Genomic DNA, 17,534 nt, shown 5'->3' on the forward strand with positions numbered 1-17,534 from the left:
TCTGCAACCAATGTCCTACGCTGGAATCAAGTCAAACATGCGGAGTAGCCCCAGCGTGGAGTCAGCGCACATTTTAGGGACACGGATTGATGTCACCACCTACAGCCAAGCCTGTGATCTTATAGCTGAATGGATAAGTCAAGGTAAGGGGGGCTATGTGGTGGCGGCCAATGTCCATGTGGTCATGACAGGGGTGTGGCGATCGCCCTTCCAACGGGTGGTGAATAGTGCCCAACTGGTGACTTCTGACGGTATGCCCTTGGTGTGGGGCTTACGGCTCTTGGGCTTTCCTCAGGCGGAGCGGGTCTATGGTCCTGATTTGATGCTGGCCTTGTGCGATCGCGCCCAAGAGGAAGGCTGGCGTATTTTCCTCTATGGCAGTGAACCCCTCGTCTTAGAGCGGCTGCAACGGAATCTACAAGAGCGCTTTCCCAATATCCAGTTCGTGGGTGCCCAGGCGCCCCCCTTTCGTCCCTTGACCCCTGAGGAGGAGGCCGGCGATCGCCAGCGCATTCTTGAGAGCGGTGCTGATCTGGTCTTTGTCAGCCTTGGCTGTCCGAAGCAGGAGGAGTGGATGGCTCGCCAAAGCCCTTTTCTGCCCATTGTCTTGGTGGGTGTGGGAGCGGCCTTTAATTTTCACAGTGGCGTTGTGGCGCAAGCGCCTCGCTGGATGATGGCGATCGGTCTGGAGTGGCTTTTTCGACTCCTGCAAGAACCTCGCCGCCTCTGGCAACGCTATCTGATAAACAACCCCGCCTTTGTTGTGCTTTTTGCGGCTCAACTCCTGCGTCACTGGTTAGGCCGACGGCAAGCCAAGAGAGTGTCCTAGGGTTTGCAGGGGAGAGCGTCCCACCTGTTGCTGTGCCCACTGAAGGCTTTGCTGCAATCGAGCCACCAAAGGCAGAGATTTGGCTTGGGGAGCGGTCTCAAAGTAATGAATCAAACTCAATCCACTCAAGCGCAAGACATAGGCTGCCGTTGCCCCCTGTAAACAACTCCCTGCCAAATAGGTGAGGGAATTGCCCTTGAGCCACTGCCCTAGGGATTGGGTACCCAGTTCCACAGCCCCCAACTGCACCATTAGCCGCAATAGCTCCTTGGCAAGGGGTTCGGCATCCGCCAAGCGAAAGGAGCGTTGGTAGATTTGCCCTAGGTCCCACGTGAGGCGCACCAATAGCCCCCCGGCCATAACAAGATCTAAAAGCGGGAGAGGATTCACTGCCGTTGCCGCTGCCGCTAGCCATTGGTAGCGTTCAATGATCGGGGTGGCTCGTTCTTGGCGATACTGATTGAGGGCGGCTTGCGCTTGTTGATGGAGGTGTTGGGCACGGCGATAGGTGCCGGCTAAGACTAGATTTGCTCGCTGTTGAGTGAGACAGTGCAGCACTGCGGAGGTGAGGGCTTGGGGATGGTGGGGTGTAAAGGGAATGAGTTGGTCTTGCCCCATCTGGAGTTGTTGCAGTTGCTGCTGTAAATGTACTGCCACGCGATCGCAAAGCGCATCCTTCGGGCGATCGCTCTCCTGCGTCATTTCTGGACACCAGACCACCAGAACGTGATAATGGCCTGCCTGCAACACTCGCAGCATCTCAAACTCACTGGCGGTGAGGGCACCCGTTACGGTCAAAAGCACTAAGTCTGCTTGGGGCACTGTTGCCAAGGTTTGCTGCTGAAGCGTACAGCTATCAAGGGGTAGGGTAGCGACGGCATCGTACACCCGATTGAGAGCATAGGCCGATTGCCCAAGAACACACACCTCAACCGTTGGGCTATCTAACCGCTGTTGGAGTTGGCTGTGGGTTGATTGTAGGGAGGCTTGACGCTCTATGGGAAGTTCCTGCAAAAGGCTCCGCGTGTCTGCCAGTTGCTTTTCCAGTAATTGAGGATGCAGGGAAGGTTGAGAGGGAACCACGTTTGGCGCAGCGGGCGATCGCCGCCAGTACCAATAGCCCAATCCTAGACCGAGAATCAGTAGCCATCCCCACGGATGGTCATTCACCCAGCCACTCAACAACAAGAGAATGATGGCGGCAGCAACAGCCATGTCCTTTACCCCAAGCAAATCCTCTGTTTGTTAGCTTACCTTGACTGGTGAGCAGCACTCAAATTCCCAAGGCTCGAGGAAATGCAGCCTGAATTTTCTGTCCACTTTTCAAAAATGCAAGCACCTCTGGACTCAAATATTCTCTGGATTGCAGCATATTCAAAACTAGCCTCTTGACTTGGTTTGAAGGTTTTTGTTAGATTTAAAGGTGCTTGAAAATCTCTGAACCTATTCCCCCAAGCGGGATTGACAACTGAATACTGAGCTAGGCTAAAAATTTTACAGCCGATAAAAAATGAAGTGCCTGAGGTGCTTGAAAACGGGCTGTGCTAAGCTAGTCCTAGAGTCAATTCTAGGGCACCGCTGTGCCTCTACCTCTGATGCCGTAAGGCGTTGAGCACCCAGTGGGGGAGCAACCACAGCGATTGCGGGGCGAGTGTGCCTCTACCTCTGATGCCGTAAGGCGTTGAGCACCCAGTGCCCCAAAAAGGGAGTGCTCCAAAAGGGAGTGTGCCTCTACCTCTGATGCCGTAAGGCGTTGAGCACAGTACAGTACAAACAACTGACTTGTAATCAGTAGGTCGTCGGTTGTGCCTCTACCTGCGACACCATAAGGCGTTAAGTAAGCCATTCCTAATAGGCGCGACCTAAGGGGGGTGTCCAAGGGGTCTCAGGTGTTGTGACTACCGACAGGAGGCTGCCAATGCCTTCAATTTCGACACGCACGCGATCGCCCACCTGTAATGCACCAATTCCTGCGGGTGTCCCCGTCAATACCACATCCCCCGGCAGCAGCGTCATCACATAGCTAATGAAACTCACCAACTTGGCGGGTGAGAAAACCATTTGATCAATCGTTGCTGATTGGACGGGTTGCGCTGCCTCATTGATAAAGGTTTGCAACCGCGCATCGCTAGGAACCTCTCGCACAATCCAAGGACCTAGGGGGCAAAATGTGTCAAACCCCTTAGCCCGTGTCCATTGCTGCTCCCGCTGCTGAAGATCTCGAGCCGTGACATCGTTGGCGATCGTGTAGCCCCAGATATGCTCAAGAGCTTCATTTTCAGGGCAGGCACGGGTGCGACGACCAATGACCACCGCCAATTCCCCCTCATAGTCCACCCGCTTCACTTGGGGCGGATACCAAATGGGACAGCCGGGGGCTTGAACCGTTGTCGGCGGTTTCAGAAAAATCAATGGCTCAGGGGGCACACTGTCGCCCATTTCCGCAGCGTGCTTCACGTAGTTGCGTCCGACAGCAACAATTTTTGAGGGGGAGCAGGGAGCCAGTAGTTGATAGCTATCGGGACTAAGGACTTGGTTCGTGGGTTGGCCGTGGAGCCACGGTGCCGCATCCCAAATCATCACTTCGCGATTGAGTTGCAGTGTGCCGTAATAAATCTGCCCCCCCGTGGTCTGCACCCGCACAAACCGTTCCACCATAGTGAATTAGTCCCCTTTTCTCCTTGCCAAGAATGGCAAACTGCGGTGCTAGAATTATAAAGCCTTGCTTTTTGCATCCGTCAAAAGGCCATTTGTCCAAAGGGAGTTGACCTTAATGATTACACGGAACTACGAAACGCTTTATATTATTCGTCCTGATGTGGGGGAAGAACAACTGGAACAAACCATTAGCCAATTTCGCACTTTTTTAGAAGAACAGGGTGCGACAAAGCTTAAGGTGCAAAATCGCGGTAAGCGTCGGTTTGCCTACCCGATCAAGAAACTGCGGGAGGGCTACTACATTCTGATGACCTATACCGCTGCTGGGACGGCGATCGCCCCCCTTGAACGCGCCATGCGCCTCAACGAAAACATTCTCCGCTTCATGACGATTGTCCTTGAAGAAGAGAGCGACACCGAAGAAGCCGCAGATGAAAATCCTGTTCTTGCCCGTGCCTAAGACAGCACACTGATCCAAATTCACTTGAAAGGGGGGCATCATGGCACCATCTCCCGGTTCTTGGCAGTGCGATGGCGTACCTAAAAACGGTAAATCCTACCCCAATGCCAGTGGTGCCCACTCCCCCTATGAAAACTTTGGCCCTGACTGTAACATCTGTGGCCTACCCCGCGAGGCCATGAATCCTGCCAGTGGTAATAGTGCTGCTGGGGCGGGAAAGTCGAAACTACCGCTCATTGCTGCTGCCCTTGGGGTGGTTCTATTACTCGCGGGTGGTATTGGTTTCCTCGGCTATCGAATCTTGATTGCCAACCGCAACGGCAATACTTCACCCCCGACGGTAGGGACCACCAGTGGCAACCAACTGGTGAGCAAAACCACTACCCGCAACACAGCACACATTAGCCAAGGAGAGCGCATCCTCATCAGTGAACCCAATCCACAGCGAGCAGCCCTGAAGCAGGAAGCCGCCCTTGCTTTTGATCAGGGAGATTGGGCACAGGCGATCGCCAAATATCAAGAACTGGTTACCCTCGATCCCAATGATCCAGAGGCGCGCATTTATCTCAACAATGCCCGTGCCCGCCAAGCTGGCAACCCGATGACGATGGCCACCGTTGTTCCCATTGGTACTAGCCCCGATACTGCCAAGGAAATTCTGCGGGGGGTAGCTCAGTACCAAGAGCGCTTTAATGCCAATAGCCCCAGTCGTGCCCTTGAAGTCGCCATTGTCAATGAAAACAGCCCCAATGGTGTGACCAGTTTGGCCGAAGATTTGATCAACAGTTCAATCCAAGGGGTATTGGGTCATGGCACCGATGCCAATAGTCGTGCCGCTCTACAGGTCTATGAACAAGCGGGAATAGCTGCGCTTTCTCCCTTAACAACGAATGTCACCCCCCAAGGCAACGGTACAGTACAGGTACAGACGCTATCCCTGAATGAAAAGGGGCAACAACTCCTCAATACCTACCTTGACAATGCTGCCAATACCCTCGCCCAAGCCGCAGCGAAAAAAGTCCCTAATACCAAAGTGGCTGTTCTCTACAACAGCGATAGCCCCTACAGTGATGAACTGAAAACTAAATTAGTCGCTGCTCTGCCTCGGTTTGGTGCTCAAGTGGTGCAACAGATGGATGTGGCCGCCCCCGGATTTAATGCCAATACAGCAATGATCACAGCACAGCAAGCGGGAGCCAATGTGGTGATGTTGGCCATGAGTCGCGCACGGGTAAATGATGCCGTTGCCCTTGCTATTGCCAATCAAACCCAAACCACCCCCGTTCAGTTGTTTGGTAGTGATCAACTCTACAGCCCCGATTTATTGATCAAGGGGGATAGCGCCATCAATGGCATGATTCTGGCGGTGCCTTGGAGTACCAACCCCAATGATCCCTTTGCTCAGCAGGCTGCACAAGCATGGCGGGGTCAGATTAGTTGGCGCACCACTACCGCCTACGATGCAACTCAAGCCCTTGCCCAAGCGATGGTTCAAGGGGGCGATCGCGCCAGCACCCAACAACTGCTCCGCCAAGGGGTACAAATTCAGGGGCAAACCGCCAGTGGTACCTTTGATCGCGTACCTCTCGTCCAAGCAGCACCGGGCCCCAATGGCCCTAAAGGCTCCAACTACCAGTTCAACCCCCTCGGTGGCATCTAAAGCCGGCCAACTAATGCTAAGCTATTGCCGATTGGTGTTTTAGGAATCTCCATGACTGCAAAAATTGGCATTATTGGCGGTAGTGGTCTCTACAAGATGGATGCCCTCACCGATGTCGAAGAGGTACGTCTGACTACGCCCTTTGGTGATCCGTCCGATGCCTTTATTTGCGGCAAGATTGCTGGGGCTCCAGTCGTCTTTTTGGCACGCCATGGCCGCGATCACCATCTACTGCCGACGGAGATTCCCTTTCGTGCCAACATCTATGGCTTCAAATCCCTTGGGGTCGAGTACCTGCTTTCTGCGTCTGCGGTGGGTTCCCTCCAAGAACAGGTGAAACCCCTTGATATGGTGGTGCCCGATCAGTTTATTGACCGTACCCGTAACCGCATTTCCACATTCTTTGGTAATGGCATTGTGGCGCACATTGGCTTTGCCGATCCAGTGTGTCCTGCCCTTGCTGGCGTTCTCGCGGATGCGATCGCCGATCTCAACCTGCCCGATGTCACCCTTCACCGCCAAGGTACCTATGTGTGTATGGAAGGCCCTGCTTTCTCGACGCTGGCAGAGTCCAACCTGTACCGCTCGTGGGGCGGCACCGTAATTGGCATGACGAATCTACCGGAGGCCAAACTCGCTCGTGAAGCGGAGATTGCCTATGCAACGCTGGCGCTCGTTACGGATTACGACTGCTGGCACCCCGAGCATGACTCAGTCACAGTGGAGATGATTATTGGCAACTTGCAGCGCAATGTCAAAAATGCCCAAGCGATTATCTGTGAAACCGTCAAACGCCTCCATGAGAATCCACCAGCCTCTAAAGCCCACCGTGCCTTAAAGAATGCCATTCTCACTCCCCTTGACAAGGTACCCGCAGCCACCAAGGAGAAGCTTCATCTGCTCTTGGCCAAATATCTCTAACTCATAGACTCTGCGGTATTCTGATCGCCATTGAAACTGATCGGGTCACACAGTTGCGGGTAGGTCGTCTTGGGACTGAGGCAGCGACAGCGGTTGAGGGCAGCGGCAAGGGCTTCAATTTTAATCGGTTTACTGATGTAGTCATCCATCCCCGCCGCAAAGCAGCGCTCGCGATCGCCGGCTAGGGCATTCGCCGTCATGGCAATAATCCAAGGGCGCTGGCTAGGAGGCCATTGGGCACAAATGCGTTCGGTGGTCTCGAGGCCATCCATCTTTGGCATTTGCACATCCATCAGCACAACATCGTAGGGGCGCTGTTGCAGTGCTTCAAGCACCTCGAGGCCATTGGCTGCTACATCGGCACGGTAGCCCATCCGTTTGAGAATATGCAGTGCCACCTTCTGATTAACGGCATTGTCCTCAGCAAGGAGGATGCGTAGCGGGAAGCGACTGCCCAAGTTGGGGTCAATGCCTGTTTTTGTCAGGGCAGGCTGAGTTGCGGATTCACTGCTGAGGGTCTTAATGAGGGTTTGCCGTAGGATGAGGGGGCGAATGGGTTTGGGGACGTGGGCTGTGATCAATTCCTTGCGGCTAGCAGTTTCTAGCCAACTCAGGGGCGTGAGTAAGATAATTGGCTGTTGCCTGAAGTGCGGCTCTGATTGCAACCGTTCTGCCAACTGAAGCCCGGTCATCTCGGGCATATTCAAATCAATCACCGCCAAATCCCACTGGGGAGCGGCCTCTAGAACCAGTTGGGGATTGCCATACCCAATAGGCACCATCCCCCAGTTTTGCAGTAATGTGCAGAGATTCTCACGGCTGGCGGCATTGTCATCAACAACGAGGACACGCTTGCCCTCCAACGCCGGATGAACCGTTGGCGGTACATAGGTTTTTTGACCGTCAGCGAGGATTGTAAAGGTGAAGGTCGTGCCTTGACCCTCCACACTCTCAACGGACATATCACCGCCCATTAACTCACAGAGGCGTTTGCTAATGACTAGCCCTAGGCCTGTACCGCCATACTCGCGCGTCGTAGAGGCATCCACTTGGCTAAAGGGCTTGAAGAGCCGATCCAAGCGATCGCTGGGAATACCAATGCCCGTATCCTGAACTTGAAATTGGAGAAAATCCTTGCCCTCGCGCTTGACCACACTTACATGGACGACGACTTGGCCTTCATGGGTAAACTTAATGCCATTGCCCACGAGGTTCACGAGGATCTGCCGCAGCCGTGTCACGTCCCCTTTGATTTGGGCAGGGGTTTCGGGGGTACAGGTGTAAAGTAGCTCTAACTCCTTCTCCTCGGCTTTGCTGGCCAATAGGCTCAGGACATCCTCCACGCACTCGCGCACATCAAAGGGCTGCTGCTCCAGTACCAACTTGCCCGATTCAATTTTCGAGAAGTCAAGAATGTCGTTAATAATTGTTAGGAGTGCTTCACCGGCTTGGTGCAGGGTTTGCAAAAAGTCCCGTTGCTGCTCATTGAGGGGCGTATCTAAGAGCAAATTCGTAAAGCCCAAAACCGCATTCATCGGGGTGCGGATTTCATGGCTCATGGTGGCCAAAAATTCACTCTTGGCACGGTTGGCCAGTTCTGCTTGCAGGCGGGCTTGTTCGAGTTCTTGGTTTTGCTGAGCCAATAATTGTCGCTGCTGCTGTTCATGGCGCAAGAGTTCCGCTTGGGCGATCGCAATGCCTACTTGAGCCGCTACTGCTTCAAGGAGTTCAATTTCGTCAGGGGTCCACTGCCGCTGGCGATCGCACTGGTGCAGGCCAATAATGCCGTTGGGCACTCCCTTATAGGACGTACGAATGGCTAGCATTGACTTAATTTCAAACTGGCGGCACAGTTTCTCTGCACTAGCAAGCAGGGGATCCTGCGTCACATCGTGGGAAACAACGGCGGCATCGCTACCTAAGACTTGGAGGGCGTGGGGGTTATTTTCCACAGGCACATTGATCCCCTTCATCGATGCGTAGCCCGGTTGCAGATATTCGGCCACATCAGGAATACGCGGCGGTGGCCCCGGCTCGTAGCGGTGAATCAAACAGCGACTAACCCCAAAGGCCTGACCAATTTGGGTCACAGTGGTTTCAAAGACCGTTTCCGTATCGAGACTTTGGCGAATCTGTTCGGTAATTTGATTCAGGAGCAATGCCCGCTGCATTTGCTGTTGCAGTTGCTGACGTTGGCGGGTTTCCTGTTCAAGGAGTTGTACTTGGGCAAGGCCAATCCCCACCTGTGCCGCCACACTCTTGAGCAAACTTTTAATCGCCTCCGTCCACCGCCGCTGGCGATCGCACTGGTGCAAAATGAGTAAACCATTGGCTTGATTGCGATAAGCCGTGCGCACAATCACCGCAGATTTCACACTCAGGGCTTCGCAGTACTCATGCAGCGCAACGAGGCGGTTATCAGTCGTGACATCATCGCAGCTAAATACTTCATCAGAGGCAAAGACCGATTCCAAAAATGAGCCACGTATCTGTGCCAAATTAAGGTCACACTCATTGACGGAGGGCACCCCCGGCGCACAATACTCTGCCACCAATTCCATCGGCGAAGGGGCATTCTCCTGATAGACAAATAAGAGGCAACGACTGACATTCAGGGTTGCTCCCACCTGCTGCACTGCTGTACGACAGATGTGTTCCCGCTCGATTTGCTGGCGAATTTCCTCAGTAATGCGATTGAGCAGGAGCGTGCGCTTTACCTGCTGCTGTAAAAACAGTTGTGCCCGTTGCCGTTCGGTGACATCACTTTGAATGCCAATGTAGTGGGTAATTTCCCCAAATTCGTTATAAATCGGGGAGATGGCAAGTTCATTCCAAAAAGGTTGGCCGTTTTTGCGGTAGTTGCGCAGCACCACCCGGCAAGATTGACCTTTTTTAATTGCATTACGAATGGCTTCAGCCCCCGGTTGATGGCGATCGCGCCCCTGCAAAAAGCGGCAATTTTTGCCAATGACCTCCGTTGCGCGGTATCCCGTCATCCGCTCAAAGGCAGGGTTGACATAGATAATTGGATTATCGGGTTGGCGGTAGTCGGTAATCACAATGCCATTGGTGCTGGCAATGATCGCTCGCTCCCGCAGTCGCAGCTCCGCCTCAATTTGCTTCTTGTCAGTAATATCAATTGCTAACTCCAAAAAGCCAATCAGTTGCTCTTGGCTATCATGAATCGGGGTGACTGACAGGGACACAGGAAAGCGAGAGCCATCGCGCCGTACAAATGTCCACTCCTGCTCATCCGCCAAACCCCGCCGCGCCCGGGCCACAAGAGTCTCAAACCCCGCAGGAATGGGTTCTCCCAATTGGGCACTGAGAATCTGAGCATAACGCTCCACCTCTTGAGGATCATGGAAACGTTCTGGCGTTGCTTTACCCACCAGTTCTGAGGCAGGATATCCCAGCCATTCCTCAGCGGCTCGATTCATCAACGTGATGATGCCATCGGTACGGGTGGCAATAATGGCGTGATTACTACTATTGAAGACCGCCTCTTGGAGGCTGCTCATCTGCTGGATGTAGGCCAGTTGTTGCTGGGTGACCTCTAAGTGATGGCGGATTTCCAGTTCACTAATGACTTGGCGAGCAAGGGTGCGCAGGGTTTGCTGTTGAACGGGGTTTAGCTCACGCGGCTGGTAGTCCACCACGCACAGGGTACCAATGCCATAGCCATCCGGAGTAATCAAGGGCATCCCCGCATAGAAGCGGATATAGGGCGGTCCGGTAACAACGGGATTATCGGCAAAGCGGGGATCCAGCCGAGCATCCGGCACCACCACCAGTTCGGGCTGCAGGATCACATGGGCACAAAAGGCAATATTCCGTGGGGTCTCACAGGCATCTAGCCCCACCTTGGACTTAAACCACTGCCGCTGGCGATCGATGAGACTAATCAGGGCAATGGGGGTTTCGCAAATTGCCGCCGCTAAATTCGTAATTTCATCAAAGATTGGTTCCGGAGGCGTATCTAAGACTCGATACTGCTCAAGGGCACGTTGCCGTTCCGGTTCATTTGCTGGCAATGGGGCAGCAGGCATAGCCCAAGTGTACCGCCTTTTTGTAGGAGCAAGTCTTTCATCATTATATGAATTGCACTGGTTCTAGAGAGGATCCCCTAGGGGATGCAGAATAAAACATCTCTCTTTGCAGGACTTGGAGGGCAGTCACAGAACAAAAAAAGGATGTAGAACCTAGGCCTACACCCTTCATCAATCGTTATTTTCAGACTGTGGCAATTTTAGCCTGCCCAACCCTTGGCAGCTTGATCGAGCACGTAGGCAGCCACATCTTGAATTTGTTCATCGGTGAGACGACCCGCAAAAGCGGGCATGGCATTTTTGCCGTGCTGCACTTGGTAGATAATGGCATCCTCAGAGTACATGCCAAATTGTTCAAGGGCTTCTTTTTTCAGGGTTTTGTTGGCCATCACCACATTGCCGCCCCCCATGTGACAGGCTGCACAGTTGCCGCTAAAGACTTTGGCACCATTGGCTAAATCTGCTGCCAAGGCTGCAGGGGTGAGGCTGACAAACAGAGCGATCGCGATCGCGCAAACAGAAATGAATAGCTTTTTCAACGGAGTTCTCCTTTCATGGAATGCGTCAGGGTATGGATAAAGCCCCAAAAATCAAGGGGTGCAAGGTTCACCAAAGGTCAGTGTAGCAAAGTTCCCAACCTAGGGGGCACTGTCCGGAAAGCTTTCTACGCCCCAACCGGGCGCTACGGCTGCCGCTCGCAAAATAAAGGCAGCTAAGGTCTCAAGCTGTTCCGTGGTTAACCAGTCCTCACTCACGCGGCGGCAAGAATAACTCTCTTCGCTGCCATCGTAGGATCTCGGCGATCGCTGGAAAGCAACGAGGTTGGCGATCGTATCCCGTGGCGGCGTTGCCCCCTTGAGATCCTTCAGAGAAAGTGACACCAAAGGATTGGGTAACGTACTGCCACCGACATGACAGTTTTTGCAGTTTTCCTCAAAGAGCCGCTTGCCACGGGTCAGATCCGCTGCGGTGAAGGTTTTGGTCTCACCGCGATCATTGAGGGGCAATTCTACGCTGTCCGTTACTTTGAGGTATTGGATCACATAGTTATCTACCCCGGCGGCTGCCAGTGCCGTTGCCGGCGCGATCGCCCAGCCTAGCAGCAGAATCAAGAGACCACCGCAAAGCCAGCCGAGAGACCGTTGCCAAAAGTGAGGTTGGTACATGGGTGTTGGGAAAATCCTTGTTACGAGTCATTAGTAATAAACTTTGCCACCGCCCCATTTATCCCCCAAGATTTTGGGTTCGACGAGAATATGGCCGGCGATCGCCACCAAATCTTTCTCCGTCAGGTTGCGCATTTTCGGGAAAATGTCGGCACTGCGCAGACTGGGGTGCACCTCAGCAATTTCTTGCTCACCATCGTAGGTGGTGGGGTTCTTCATATAGTCCACCAAACCTTCAATGTTATCCCGTGGCGGCGTGGCTAGGGCGAGGGTTTCCGTGCGCAAATCCAAGCTGGGGTTTGTTTTGGTAATCCCCCCCACATGGCAAGAGGCACAGGCATACTGGAAGAGGCGCTTACCCTCTAGGTATTGTTTTTCGGTCAGCGTAATCGTTTTGCCCTCGCTGTTGAGGGGGACAGTCAGGACTTCAGGGGTCAGTTCGGCGGCCAGTGCTGTGCCCGTGGTGAGTTGCCAGAGGCAGAGGCAGAGAGCGACCGCAAGCCAAACGCATTTTTTTAACATAGTTCTCCCAATAAGCAGGTCTTACGATTGCGGTGTGTCTGGTTGATCGTTGGCGGGTGCAGGGGTCGTCAAGGCCAAAATAATTGCTTTGGCATCTTCAAGGGGCAAGCGCGTCTGCGGACTGGTATAGCGAATACCCAAGCGATCGCACCATGCACAGACCGTTTCGACCGACACGCCGTAGTCCGCTGCCAGATCCGCGATCGCAATGTCCACAAATCCCATGCTGCCACTCCCCGCTTGGGATCAACGACCAAGTATCATTATCATGCCATTGCGCGGCTTCTTTACCAAAAAGCGTCCCCTGCGCAAAGAGAAGTGCCACCACAGCGTACACTGTTGGTGTGGCCGTTCAGATGGAGTTTTCAATGAAACGAGTCCTGGCGATTATCCTTGGGGGCGGTGCCGGAACACGTCTCTATCCCTTGACCAAGCGTCGCGCCAAGCCTGCGGTTCCCCTTGCTGGAAAATATCGCCTCATTGATATTCCTGTGAGCAATTGCATCAACTCCGAAATTAATAACATTTACGTCCTGACCCAGTTCAACTCGGCCTCCCTCAACCGTCATATTGCCCGTACCTATACCTTCCCCGGCCTGACGGGTGGCTTTGTCGAAGTCCTAGCAGCCCAACAAACCCCAGAAAATCCCAACTGGTTTCAGGGCACTGCCGATGCGGTGCGTCAATACCTGTGGCTGTTGGCCGATTGGGACGTGGATGAATACCTGATTCTTTCAGGCGATCACCTCTACCGCATGGACTATCGCCTGTTTGTGCAGCGTCATCGCGAAACGGGCGCCGATATTACCCTCTCCGTGTTGCCCGTTGATGAGAAGGCCGCCTCTGGCTTTGGCTTGATCAAGGTAGATGGCACAGGCCGAGTCGTTGACTTCCGTGAAAAACCCACGGGGGATACCCTACGGGATATGCGGGTGGACACAACCCGCTATGGCCTCAGTGCCGAGGAAGCCCATCGCAAGCCCTACATTGCCTCAATGGGAATTTATGTCTTTAAGCGGCAAGTTCTCATTGATCTACTGCAACAGATGGCCGATGCCACGGACTTTGGCAAGGAAATCATTCCCGCTGCGGCGCGTTCTCATCTTGTCCAAACCTACGTCTTTAATGGCTACTGGGAAGATATTGGGACGATTGGATCCTTCTACGAAGCCAACCTTGCCCTCACCCAACAACCCCAACCACCCTTTAGCTTCTACGACGAAAACGCCCCCATCTACACCCGTCCCCGCTATTTGCCCCCTAGTAAGATTCTCAGTTCCACCATCACCGAGTCGATCATTAGCGAGGGCTGCATTCTGAAGGAATGCCAAGTGCACCATTCCGTGTTGGGGGTGCGATCGCGGGTGGAATCCGGGTGTGTCATTGACCATTCCCTTTTGATGGGAGCCGACTACTACCAAGACTCCGCGCAACGCCACCAACTGGCTCTGCAACATAAAATCCCCATCGGCATTGGTGCCAACAGTGTGATTCGCGGCGCAATAGTCGATAAAAATGCCTGCATTGGTCACGATGTCAAAATCATCAACAAAGACCATGTCGAAGAATCCAACCGTGAGGATCAGGGATTCTATATCCGCAGCGGGGTCGTGGTGATTATCAAAAATGCCGTGATCCCCGATGGCACCGTTATCTAAGCCATAAGCAAATTTGAATTGGCAAGCGGGGAAAACCTGTGTAGCATATCAAAAGAACAGCCCTTTTCAGAGATGGAACAGGCTTAAAACCGCGAAAGCCAGTATGGGAGTAAATTGCCCTCCCTTCATGTATCCCAGATTTTAGAAAAGGGCTGTAAAGTAAGCGTCCAACCCTCTAGCGGAACTGCCATCTATGCCCACGATAGAGACTCGCACAGAACCCATGGTCATCAACATGGGGCCGCACCATCCCTCAATGCACGGGGTTTTGCGGTTAATGGTGACCCTTGATGGCGAAGATGTGATTGACTGCGAGCCGGTCATTGGCTACCTCCATCGCGGCATGGAGAAAATTGCCGAGAACCGCACCAACATTATGTTTATCCCCTACGTGAGCCGTTGGGACTACGCCGCAGGGATGTTTAACGAAGCGGTCACCGTCAACGCTCCCGAAAAATTAGCCGGTATTCCCGTGCCCAAGCGTGCCAGCTATATCCGCGTGATCATGCTGGAGCTGAACCGTATTGCCAATCACCTGCTGTGGTTAGGCCCCTTCTTGGCGGATGTCGGTGCCCAGACGCCCTTTTTCTACATCTTCCGCGAGCGGGAATACATCTACGATCTCTTTGAAGCCGCCACAGGCATGCGCTTCATCAACAACAACTACTTCCGCATGGGGGGAGTGGCCGCTGACCTCACCTATGGCTGGGTAACCAAGTGTCGTGATTTTTGCGATTACTTCCTGCCCAAAGTGGATGAGTATGAGCGCCTGATCACCAACAACCCCATCTTTGTGCGGCGCTTACAGGGGGTGGGCAAAATTAGCCGTGAGGATGCCATCAACTGGGGGCTATCGGGGCCGATGCTCCGCGCCTCCGGCGTGAAGTGGGATCTGCGCAAGGTGGATCACTACGAGTGCTATGACGACTTTGACTGGGATGTACCTGTGGCCACCGAAGGCGATTGCCTTGCCCGCTACATTGTCCGTATTCAGGAAATGCGCGAATCGGTGAAGATCATTCGCCAAGCCTTGGATGGTCTGCCCGGTGGCCCTTACGAAAACCTCGAAGCCAAGCGGATGCTCGAGGGTGCCAAGTCAGAGTGGAATGGCTTTGACTATCAGTACATTGGCAAGAAGCTGGCTCCCACCTTCAAAATTCCCAAAGGCGAGCACTATGTGCGGGTCGAATCGGGGAAAGGGGAGCTAGGGATTTACCTGATTGGCGATGATAATGTCTTCCCTTGGCGCTGGAAGATTCGTCCACCGGATTTCAATAACCTGCAAGTGCTGCCCCAGTTGCTGAAGGGGATGAAAGTGGCGGATATTGTTGCTATCCTTGGCAGTATCGATGTGATTATGGGATCTGTCGATCGCTAGGCAACTGTTGAGCCACCAGCGAGGGAGCCATGGCTGTTCAATTACCGTTCCTCACCTCCACTAACTTCAGTGGCCTCTTTAATGAGCGGTTCTGGCAAAATGCGTGGCCACTGCCGCCCCAAAATCAACTGAAGCGGGGTGCGCTGGTTCCAGATGTGGAGTTACCCGGCGTAGGGTTGAGTTCGCCCGTGCGCCTTTCAAACGTGTGGAAAGAGCAGCCACTCCTGCTGGTGTTTACCCGTATCTTCACCGAGCACCAATACTGCCCCCTCTGCTATCCCTATCTCAAGGCCTTGAATGAAAACTATGAAACCTTTCAAAGCAAGGGAGTGGCGGTTCTTGTGGTCACCAGTACCGATGCCCAGCAAAGTGAAAAGGTCAAGGCGGATATGGACTTAAAGATGCCCTTGCTCTATGACCCCAGTTGCCAAGTCTTTCGCAAATACCGCACGGGTCAAGCCTTGGGAGCACCGCTACCGGCGCAGTTTCTCATTGATCAGGAAGGCAAGCTGCGCTACAAGCATCTCTTCTCGTTTTTAGAACCCAATGCTCCCCTAGAGCGCTTGTTTCAGGAGATTGATGCCCTAGCCCACGGGGCAACGGCGGCTACAGCAGCCTAGGGGCGATCGAAACTCGCTAGGATAGAAGGTATCTCTTTGGGGCTGTAGCTCAGTCGGATAGAGCGAGCGCCTCCTAAGCGCTAGGCCGTGCGTTCAAATCGCACCAGTCCCGTTATTGCCCTTACAATAAAAAGCAAATCTTTGTAACGTCAGTGTTGCATCTGTGACAGAGCGATCGCCAGCGAATGCCCTTCTAAAGGAACTTCAAGGCACGATTGATGACCTTGAGGACTACCAAAGCGCCCGTAGCTACGAAGCGGCCAAGAGTGCCCTTGAAAAATTACTGTTCGAGTGCAAAGCCACTGGCAGCGAAAAAGCCTCCCTCGCCCGCGCGATCGCTGACCTCGAAGAAATGCTCGACAAGCTCCACTATGGTGTCGTGCAAATTGCCGTCTTTGGCATGGTGGGGCGGGGAAAGTCCTCCCTGCTCAATGCGCTGCTAGGGGAACCCTACTTTGCCACTGGACCCATTCATGGCGTGACTCAAGAGGAAGCCAGTGCCCTCTGGCAAATTTCGGAAGCGCAGCGTGGCAATCCCATCCGCCTCATTGATACACCGGGGTTGGACGAAGTTAATGGCGCCGCGCGGGAGCAACTGGCACGGGAAGTAGCAGCCCAAGCGGATTTGATTCTCTTTGTCATTGCTGGCGACTTGACCCGTCTTGAATACCAAGCCCTCAGTGAGTTACGGCAGGCAGGGAAGCCCATGATTTTGGTCTTCAACAAAGTGGATCAGTATCCAGAGGCAGATCGCGAGGCCATCTATGCCAAAATCCGTGATGAGCGCGTCAAAGAACTCCTCTCCCCTGAAGAAATTGTCATGGTAGCGGCAGCGCCCCTTGTCCCCCAAGTGAGTCGCGATCGCCAAGGACGAGTACAGGTAAAAATGACCGTCGGTGCCCCCCAAGTGGAACCCCTCAAACGGAAAATCTTGGAGGTGCTAGAGCGCGAAGGCAAAGCCCTGATTGCCCTCAATTCAATGCTCTTTGCCAATAAAGTGAGTGAAGAGTTAGCCCGCTACAAGCTGGAACTGCGGGATCAGGAGGCCAACCAACTGATTTGGAAAGGGGCAGTGACCAAGGCGCTGGCGATCGCCCTCAACCCCGTCACCGTGCTCGATATGGTCAGCAGTGCTGTCATTGACTTGACGACAATTCAACTGCTCTCGCGCCTCTACGACATTGAACTCACAGAAGCAGGCGCCAAGGAACTGCTCCAAACCATTGCCATTGCCATGGGCAGCATTAGTTTAGGGGAATTTGCCGTCAATTTGGGACTGAGTTCCCTCAAGGGACTGTTGGGATTAGCTACGCCCATGAGTGGTGGCATTGCCCTTGGCCCTTACCTCTCAGTCGCCATGACCCAAGCGGGGATTGCTGGCGTTTCCTCCTATACGATGGGGCAAGTGGCCAAAACCTATTTTGCCAACGGTGCAGGCTGGGGTGCTGCGGGGCCTAAAACCGTTGTCCAGCAAATCCTCAGTCAACTAGATCAGCGCCATATCCTCAATCGGCTTAAAACAGAAATTCAGGCTCATTTGGATTTAGCTTAGTCTAGGGCGTGTCATCGGATAGATTGACCATCGGGGCAGTGTTTTGCTGAGGTAACATGAG

At 53.6% G+C, this 17,534-nt stretch carries 15 protein-coding genes and 1 tRNA gene; 9 read left to right on the top strand and 7 right to left on the bottom strand.

Going from position 1 to position 17,534, the window contains the following annotated elements; all coding sequences use genetic code 11:
- The first annotated feature begins 10 nt into the window (after positions 1–10).
- Entirely contained in the window at positions 11–829 is an 819-nt protein-coding gene (locus tag KV190_RS06405; protein ID WP_460195105.1) for a WecB/TagA/CpsF family glycosyltransferase, read from the top strand.
- Here KV190_RS06405 and KV190_RS06410 read toward each other — a convergent pair.
- Both KV190_RS06410 and KV190_RS06415 read right to left on the bottom strand, forming a co-directional pair.
- Positions 797–2,044 carry a YcjF family protein gene (locus KV190_RS06410; protein WP_460195106.1) on the bottom strand — a complete coding sequence of 416 codons (1,248 nt, stop codon included), beginning with the start codon at positions 2,042–2,044 and terminating at the stop codon, positions 797–799. The genes KV190_RS06405 and KV190_RS06410 overlap by 33 nt on opposite strands.
- Before the next feature lie 633 nt (positions 2,045–2,677).
- Positions 2,678–3,487 (bottom strand): fumarylacetoacetate hydrolase family protein, encoded by an 810-nt coding sequence (locus KV190_RS06415; RefSeq protein WP_460195107.1) that lies wholly within the window; start codon positions 3,485–3,487, stop codon positions 2,678–2,680.
- A 115-nt stretch (positions 3,488–3,602) separates the two neighbouring features.
- On the opposite strand from KV190_RS06415, the gene rpsF reads away from it, so the two are divergent.
- Genes rpsF through KV190_RS06430 form a run of 3 tightly spaced genes read left to right on the top strand, consistent with a single transcriptional unit; the run spans position 3,603 to position 6,528 of the window.
- On the top strand, positions 3,603–3,947 hold the full coding sequence (rpsF, locus tag KV190_RS06420; protein ID WP_460195108.1) for a 30S ribosomal protein S6: 345 nt from the start codon (positions 3,603–3,605) through the stop codon (positions 3,945–3,947).
- A gap of 40 nt (positions 3,948–3,987) precedes the next feature.
- Complete coding sequence (locus KV190_RS06425; protein ID WP_460195109.1) at positions 3,988–5,607, top strand: ABC transporter substrate-binding protein; 1,620 nt, start codon at positions 3,988–3,990, stop codon at positions 5,605–5,607.
- Between the two features lie 51 nt (positions 5,608–5,658).
- Complete coding sequence (locus KV190_RS06430; RefSeq protein WP_460195111.1) at positions 5,659–6,528, top strand: S-methyl-5'-thioadenosine phosphorylase; 870 nt, start codon at positions 5,659–5,661, stop codon at positions 6,526–6,528.
- Here the strand turns inward: KV190_RS06430 and KV190_RS06435 are convergent.
- The 5 genes from KV190_RS06435 to KV190_RS06455 all read right to left on the bottom strand — a co-directional run bounded on the left by KV190_RS06435 (position 6,525) and on the right by KV190_RS06455 (position 12,490).
- A complete protein-coding gene (locus KV190_RS06435; protein WP_460195112.1) occupies positions 6,525–10,577 on the bottom strand; it encodes a GAF domain-containing protein in 4,053 nt (1,350 codons plus the stop codon). The genes KV190_RS06430 and KV190_RS06435 overlap by 4 nt on opposite strands.
- Positions 10,578–10,777: 200 nt before the next feature.
- The gene (gene petJ, locus KV190_RS06440) at positions 10,778–11,116 is read right to left on the bottom strand and encodes a cytochrome c6 PetJ (protein ID WP_460195113.1); all 339 of its coding nucleotides are present in this window, start codon (positions 11,114–11,116) and stop codon (positions 10,778–10,780) included.
- Positions 11,117–11,215: 99 nt separating this feature from the next.
- Positions 11,216–11,743 (bottom strand): photosystem II cytochrome PsbV2, encoded by a 528-nt coding sequence (gene psbV2 / locus KV190_RS06445; RefSeq protein ID WP_460195114.1) that lies wholly within the window; start codon positions 11,741–11,743, stop codon positions 11,216–11,218.
- A gap of 30 nt (positions 11,744–11,773) precedes the next feature.
- On the bottom strand, positions 11,774–12,265 hold the full coding sequence (psbV, locus tag KV190_RS06450) for a photosystem II cytochrome c-550 (protein ID WP_024124422.1): 492 nt from the start codon (positions 12,263–12,265) through the stop codon (positions 11,774–11,776).
- Between the two features lie 21 nt (positions 12,266–12,286).
- A complete protein-coding gene (locus tag KV190_RS06455) occupies positions 12,287–12,490 on the bottom strand; it encodes a hypothetical protein (protein ID WP_024124421.1) in 204 nt (67 codons plus the stop codon).
- 143 nt (positions 12,491–12,633) lie between these two features.
- Between KV190_RS06455 and KV190_RS06460 the strand changes: the two genes are divergently transcribed.
- From KV190_RS06460 to KV190_RS06480, 5 genes are all read left to right on the top strand, one after another.
- The gene (locus KV190_RS06460; protein WP_460195115.1) at positions 12,634–13,923 is read left to right on the top strand and encodes a glucose-1-phosphate adenylyltransferase; all 1,290 of its coding nucleotides are present in this window, start codon (positions 12,634–12,636) and stop codon (positions 13,921–13,923) included.
- 193 nt (positions 13,924–14,116) lie between these two features.
- Positions 14,117–15,301, top strand: coding sequence for an NAD(P)H-quinone oxidoreductase subunit H (locus KV190_RS06465; RefSeq protein WP_149820368.1), 1,185 nt, complete (start codon positions 14,117–14,119; stop codon positions 15,299–15,301).
- 29 nt (positions 15,302–15,330) lie between these two features.
- On the top strand, positions 15,331–15,921 hold the full coding sequence (locus KV190_RS06470; RefSeq protein WP_460195116.1) for a peroxiredoxin family protein: 591 nt from the start codon (positions 15,331–15,333) through the stop codon (positions 15,919–15,921).
- A 38-nt stretch (positions 15,922–15,959) separates the two neighbouring features.
- Positions 15,960–16,033: transfer RNA gene (locus KV190_RS06475), tRNA-Arg, on the top strand.
- 51 nt (positions 16,034–16,084) lie between these two features.
- Positions 16,085–17,473: a GTP-binding protein gene (locus KV190_RS06480; RefSeq protein ID WP_460195117.1), complete on the top strand. Its 1,389-nt coding sequence runs from the start codon at positions 16,085–16,087 to the stop codon at positions 17,471–17,473.
- Positions 17,474–17,534: the final 61 nt, after the last annotated feature.

The sequence above is a fragment of the Thermosynechococcus sp. FA-CM-4201 genome, from assembly GCF_054689355.1.

What these genes read in the sequence shown, in the direction of transcription:
- KV190_RS06405 (WP_460195105.1), top strand. Translation starts at nt 11, where the DNA reads ATGTCCTACGCTGGAATCAAGTCAAACATGCGGAGTAGCCCCAGCGTG.
- KV190_RS06410 (WP_460195106.1), bottom strand. Translation starts at nt 2,044, where the DNA reads ATGGCTGTTGCTGCCGCCATCATTCTCTTGTTGTTGAGTGGCTGGGTG.
- KV190_RS06415 (WP_460195107.1), bottom strand. Translation starts at nt 3,487, where the DNA reads ATGGTGGAACGGTTTGTGCGGGTGCAGACCACGGGGGGGCAGATTTAT.
- rpsF (WP_460195108.1), top strand. Translation starts at nt 3,603, where the DNA reads ATGATTACACGGAACTACGAAACGCTTTATATTATTCGTCCTGATGTG.
- KV190_RS06425 (WP_460195109.1), top strand. Translation starts at nt 3,988, where the DNA reads ATGGCACCATCTCCCGGTTCTTGGCAGTGCGATGGCGTACCTAAAAAC.
- KV190_RS06430 (WP_460195111.1), top strand. Translation starts at nt 5,659, where the DNA reads ATGACTGCAAAAATTGGCATTATTGGCGGTAGTGGTCTCTACAAGATG.
- KV190_RS06435 (WP_460195112.1), bottom strand. Translation starts at nt 10,577, where the DNA reads ATGCCTGCTGCCCCATTGCCAGCAAATGAACCGGAACGGCAACGTGCC.
- psbV2 (WP_460195114.1), bottom strand. Translation starts at nt 11,743, where the DNA reads ATGTACCAACCTCACTTTTGGCAACGGTCTCTCGGCTGGCTTTGCGGT.
- psbV (WP_024124422.1), bottom strand. Translation starts at nt 12,265, where the DNA reads ATGTTAAAAAAATGCGTTTGGCTTGCGGTCGCTCTCTGCCTCTGCCTC.
- KV190_RS06455 (WP_024124421.1), bottom strand. Translation starts at nt 12,490, where the DNA reads ATGGGATTTGTGGACATTGCGATCGCGGATCTGGCAGCGGACTACGGC.
- KV190_RS06460 (WP_460195115.1), top strand. Translation starts at nt 12,634, where the DNA reads ATGAAACGAGTCCTGGCGATTATCCTTGGGGGCGGTGCCGGAACACGT.
- KV190_RS06465 (WP_149820368.1), top strand. Translation starts at nt 14,117, where the DNA reads ATGCCCACGATAGAGACTCGCACAGAACCCATGGTCATCAACATGGGG.
- KV190_RS06470 (WP_460195116.1), top strand. Translation starts at nt 15,331, where the DNA reads ATGGCTGTTCAATTACCGTTCCTCACCTCCACTAACTTCAGTGGCCTC.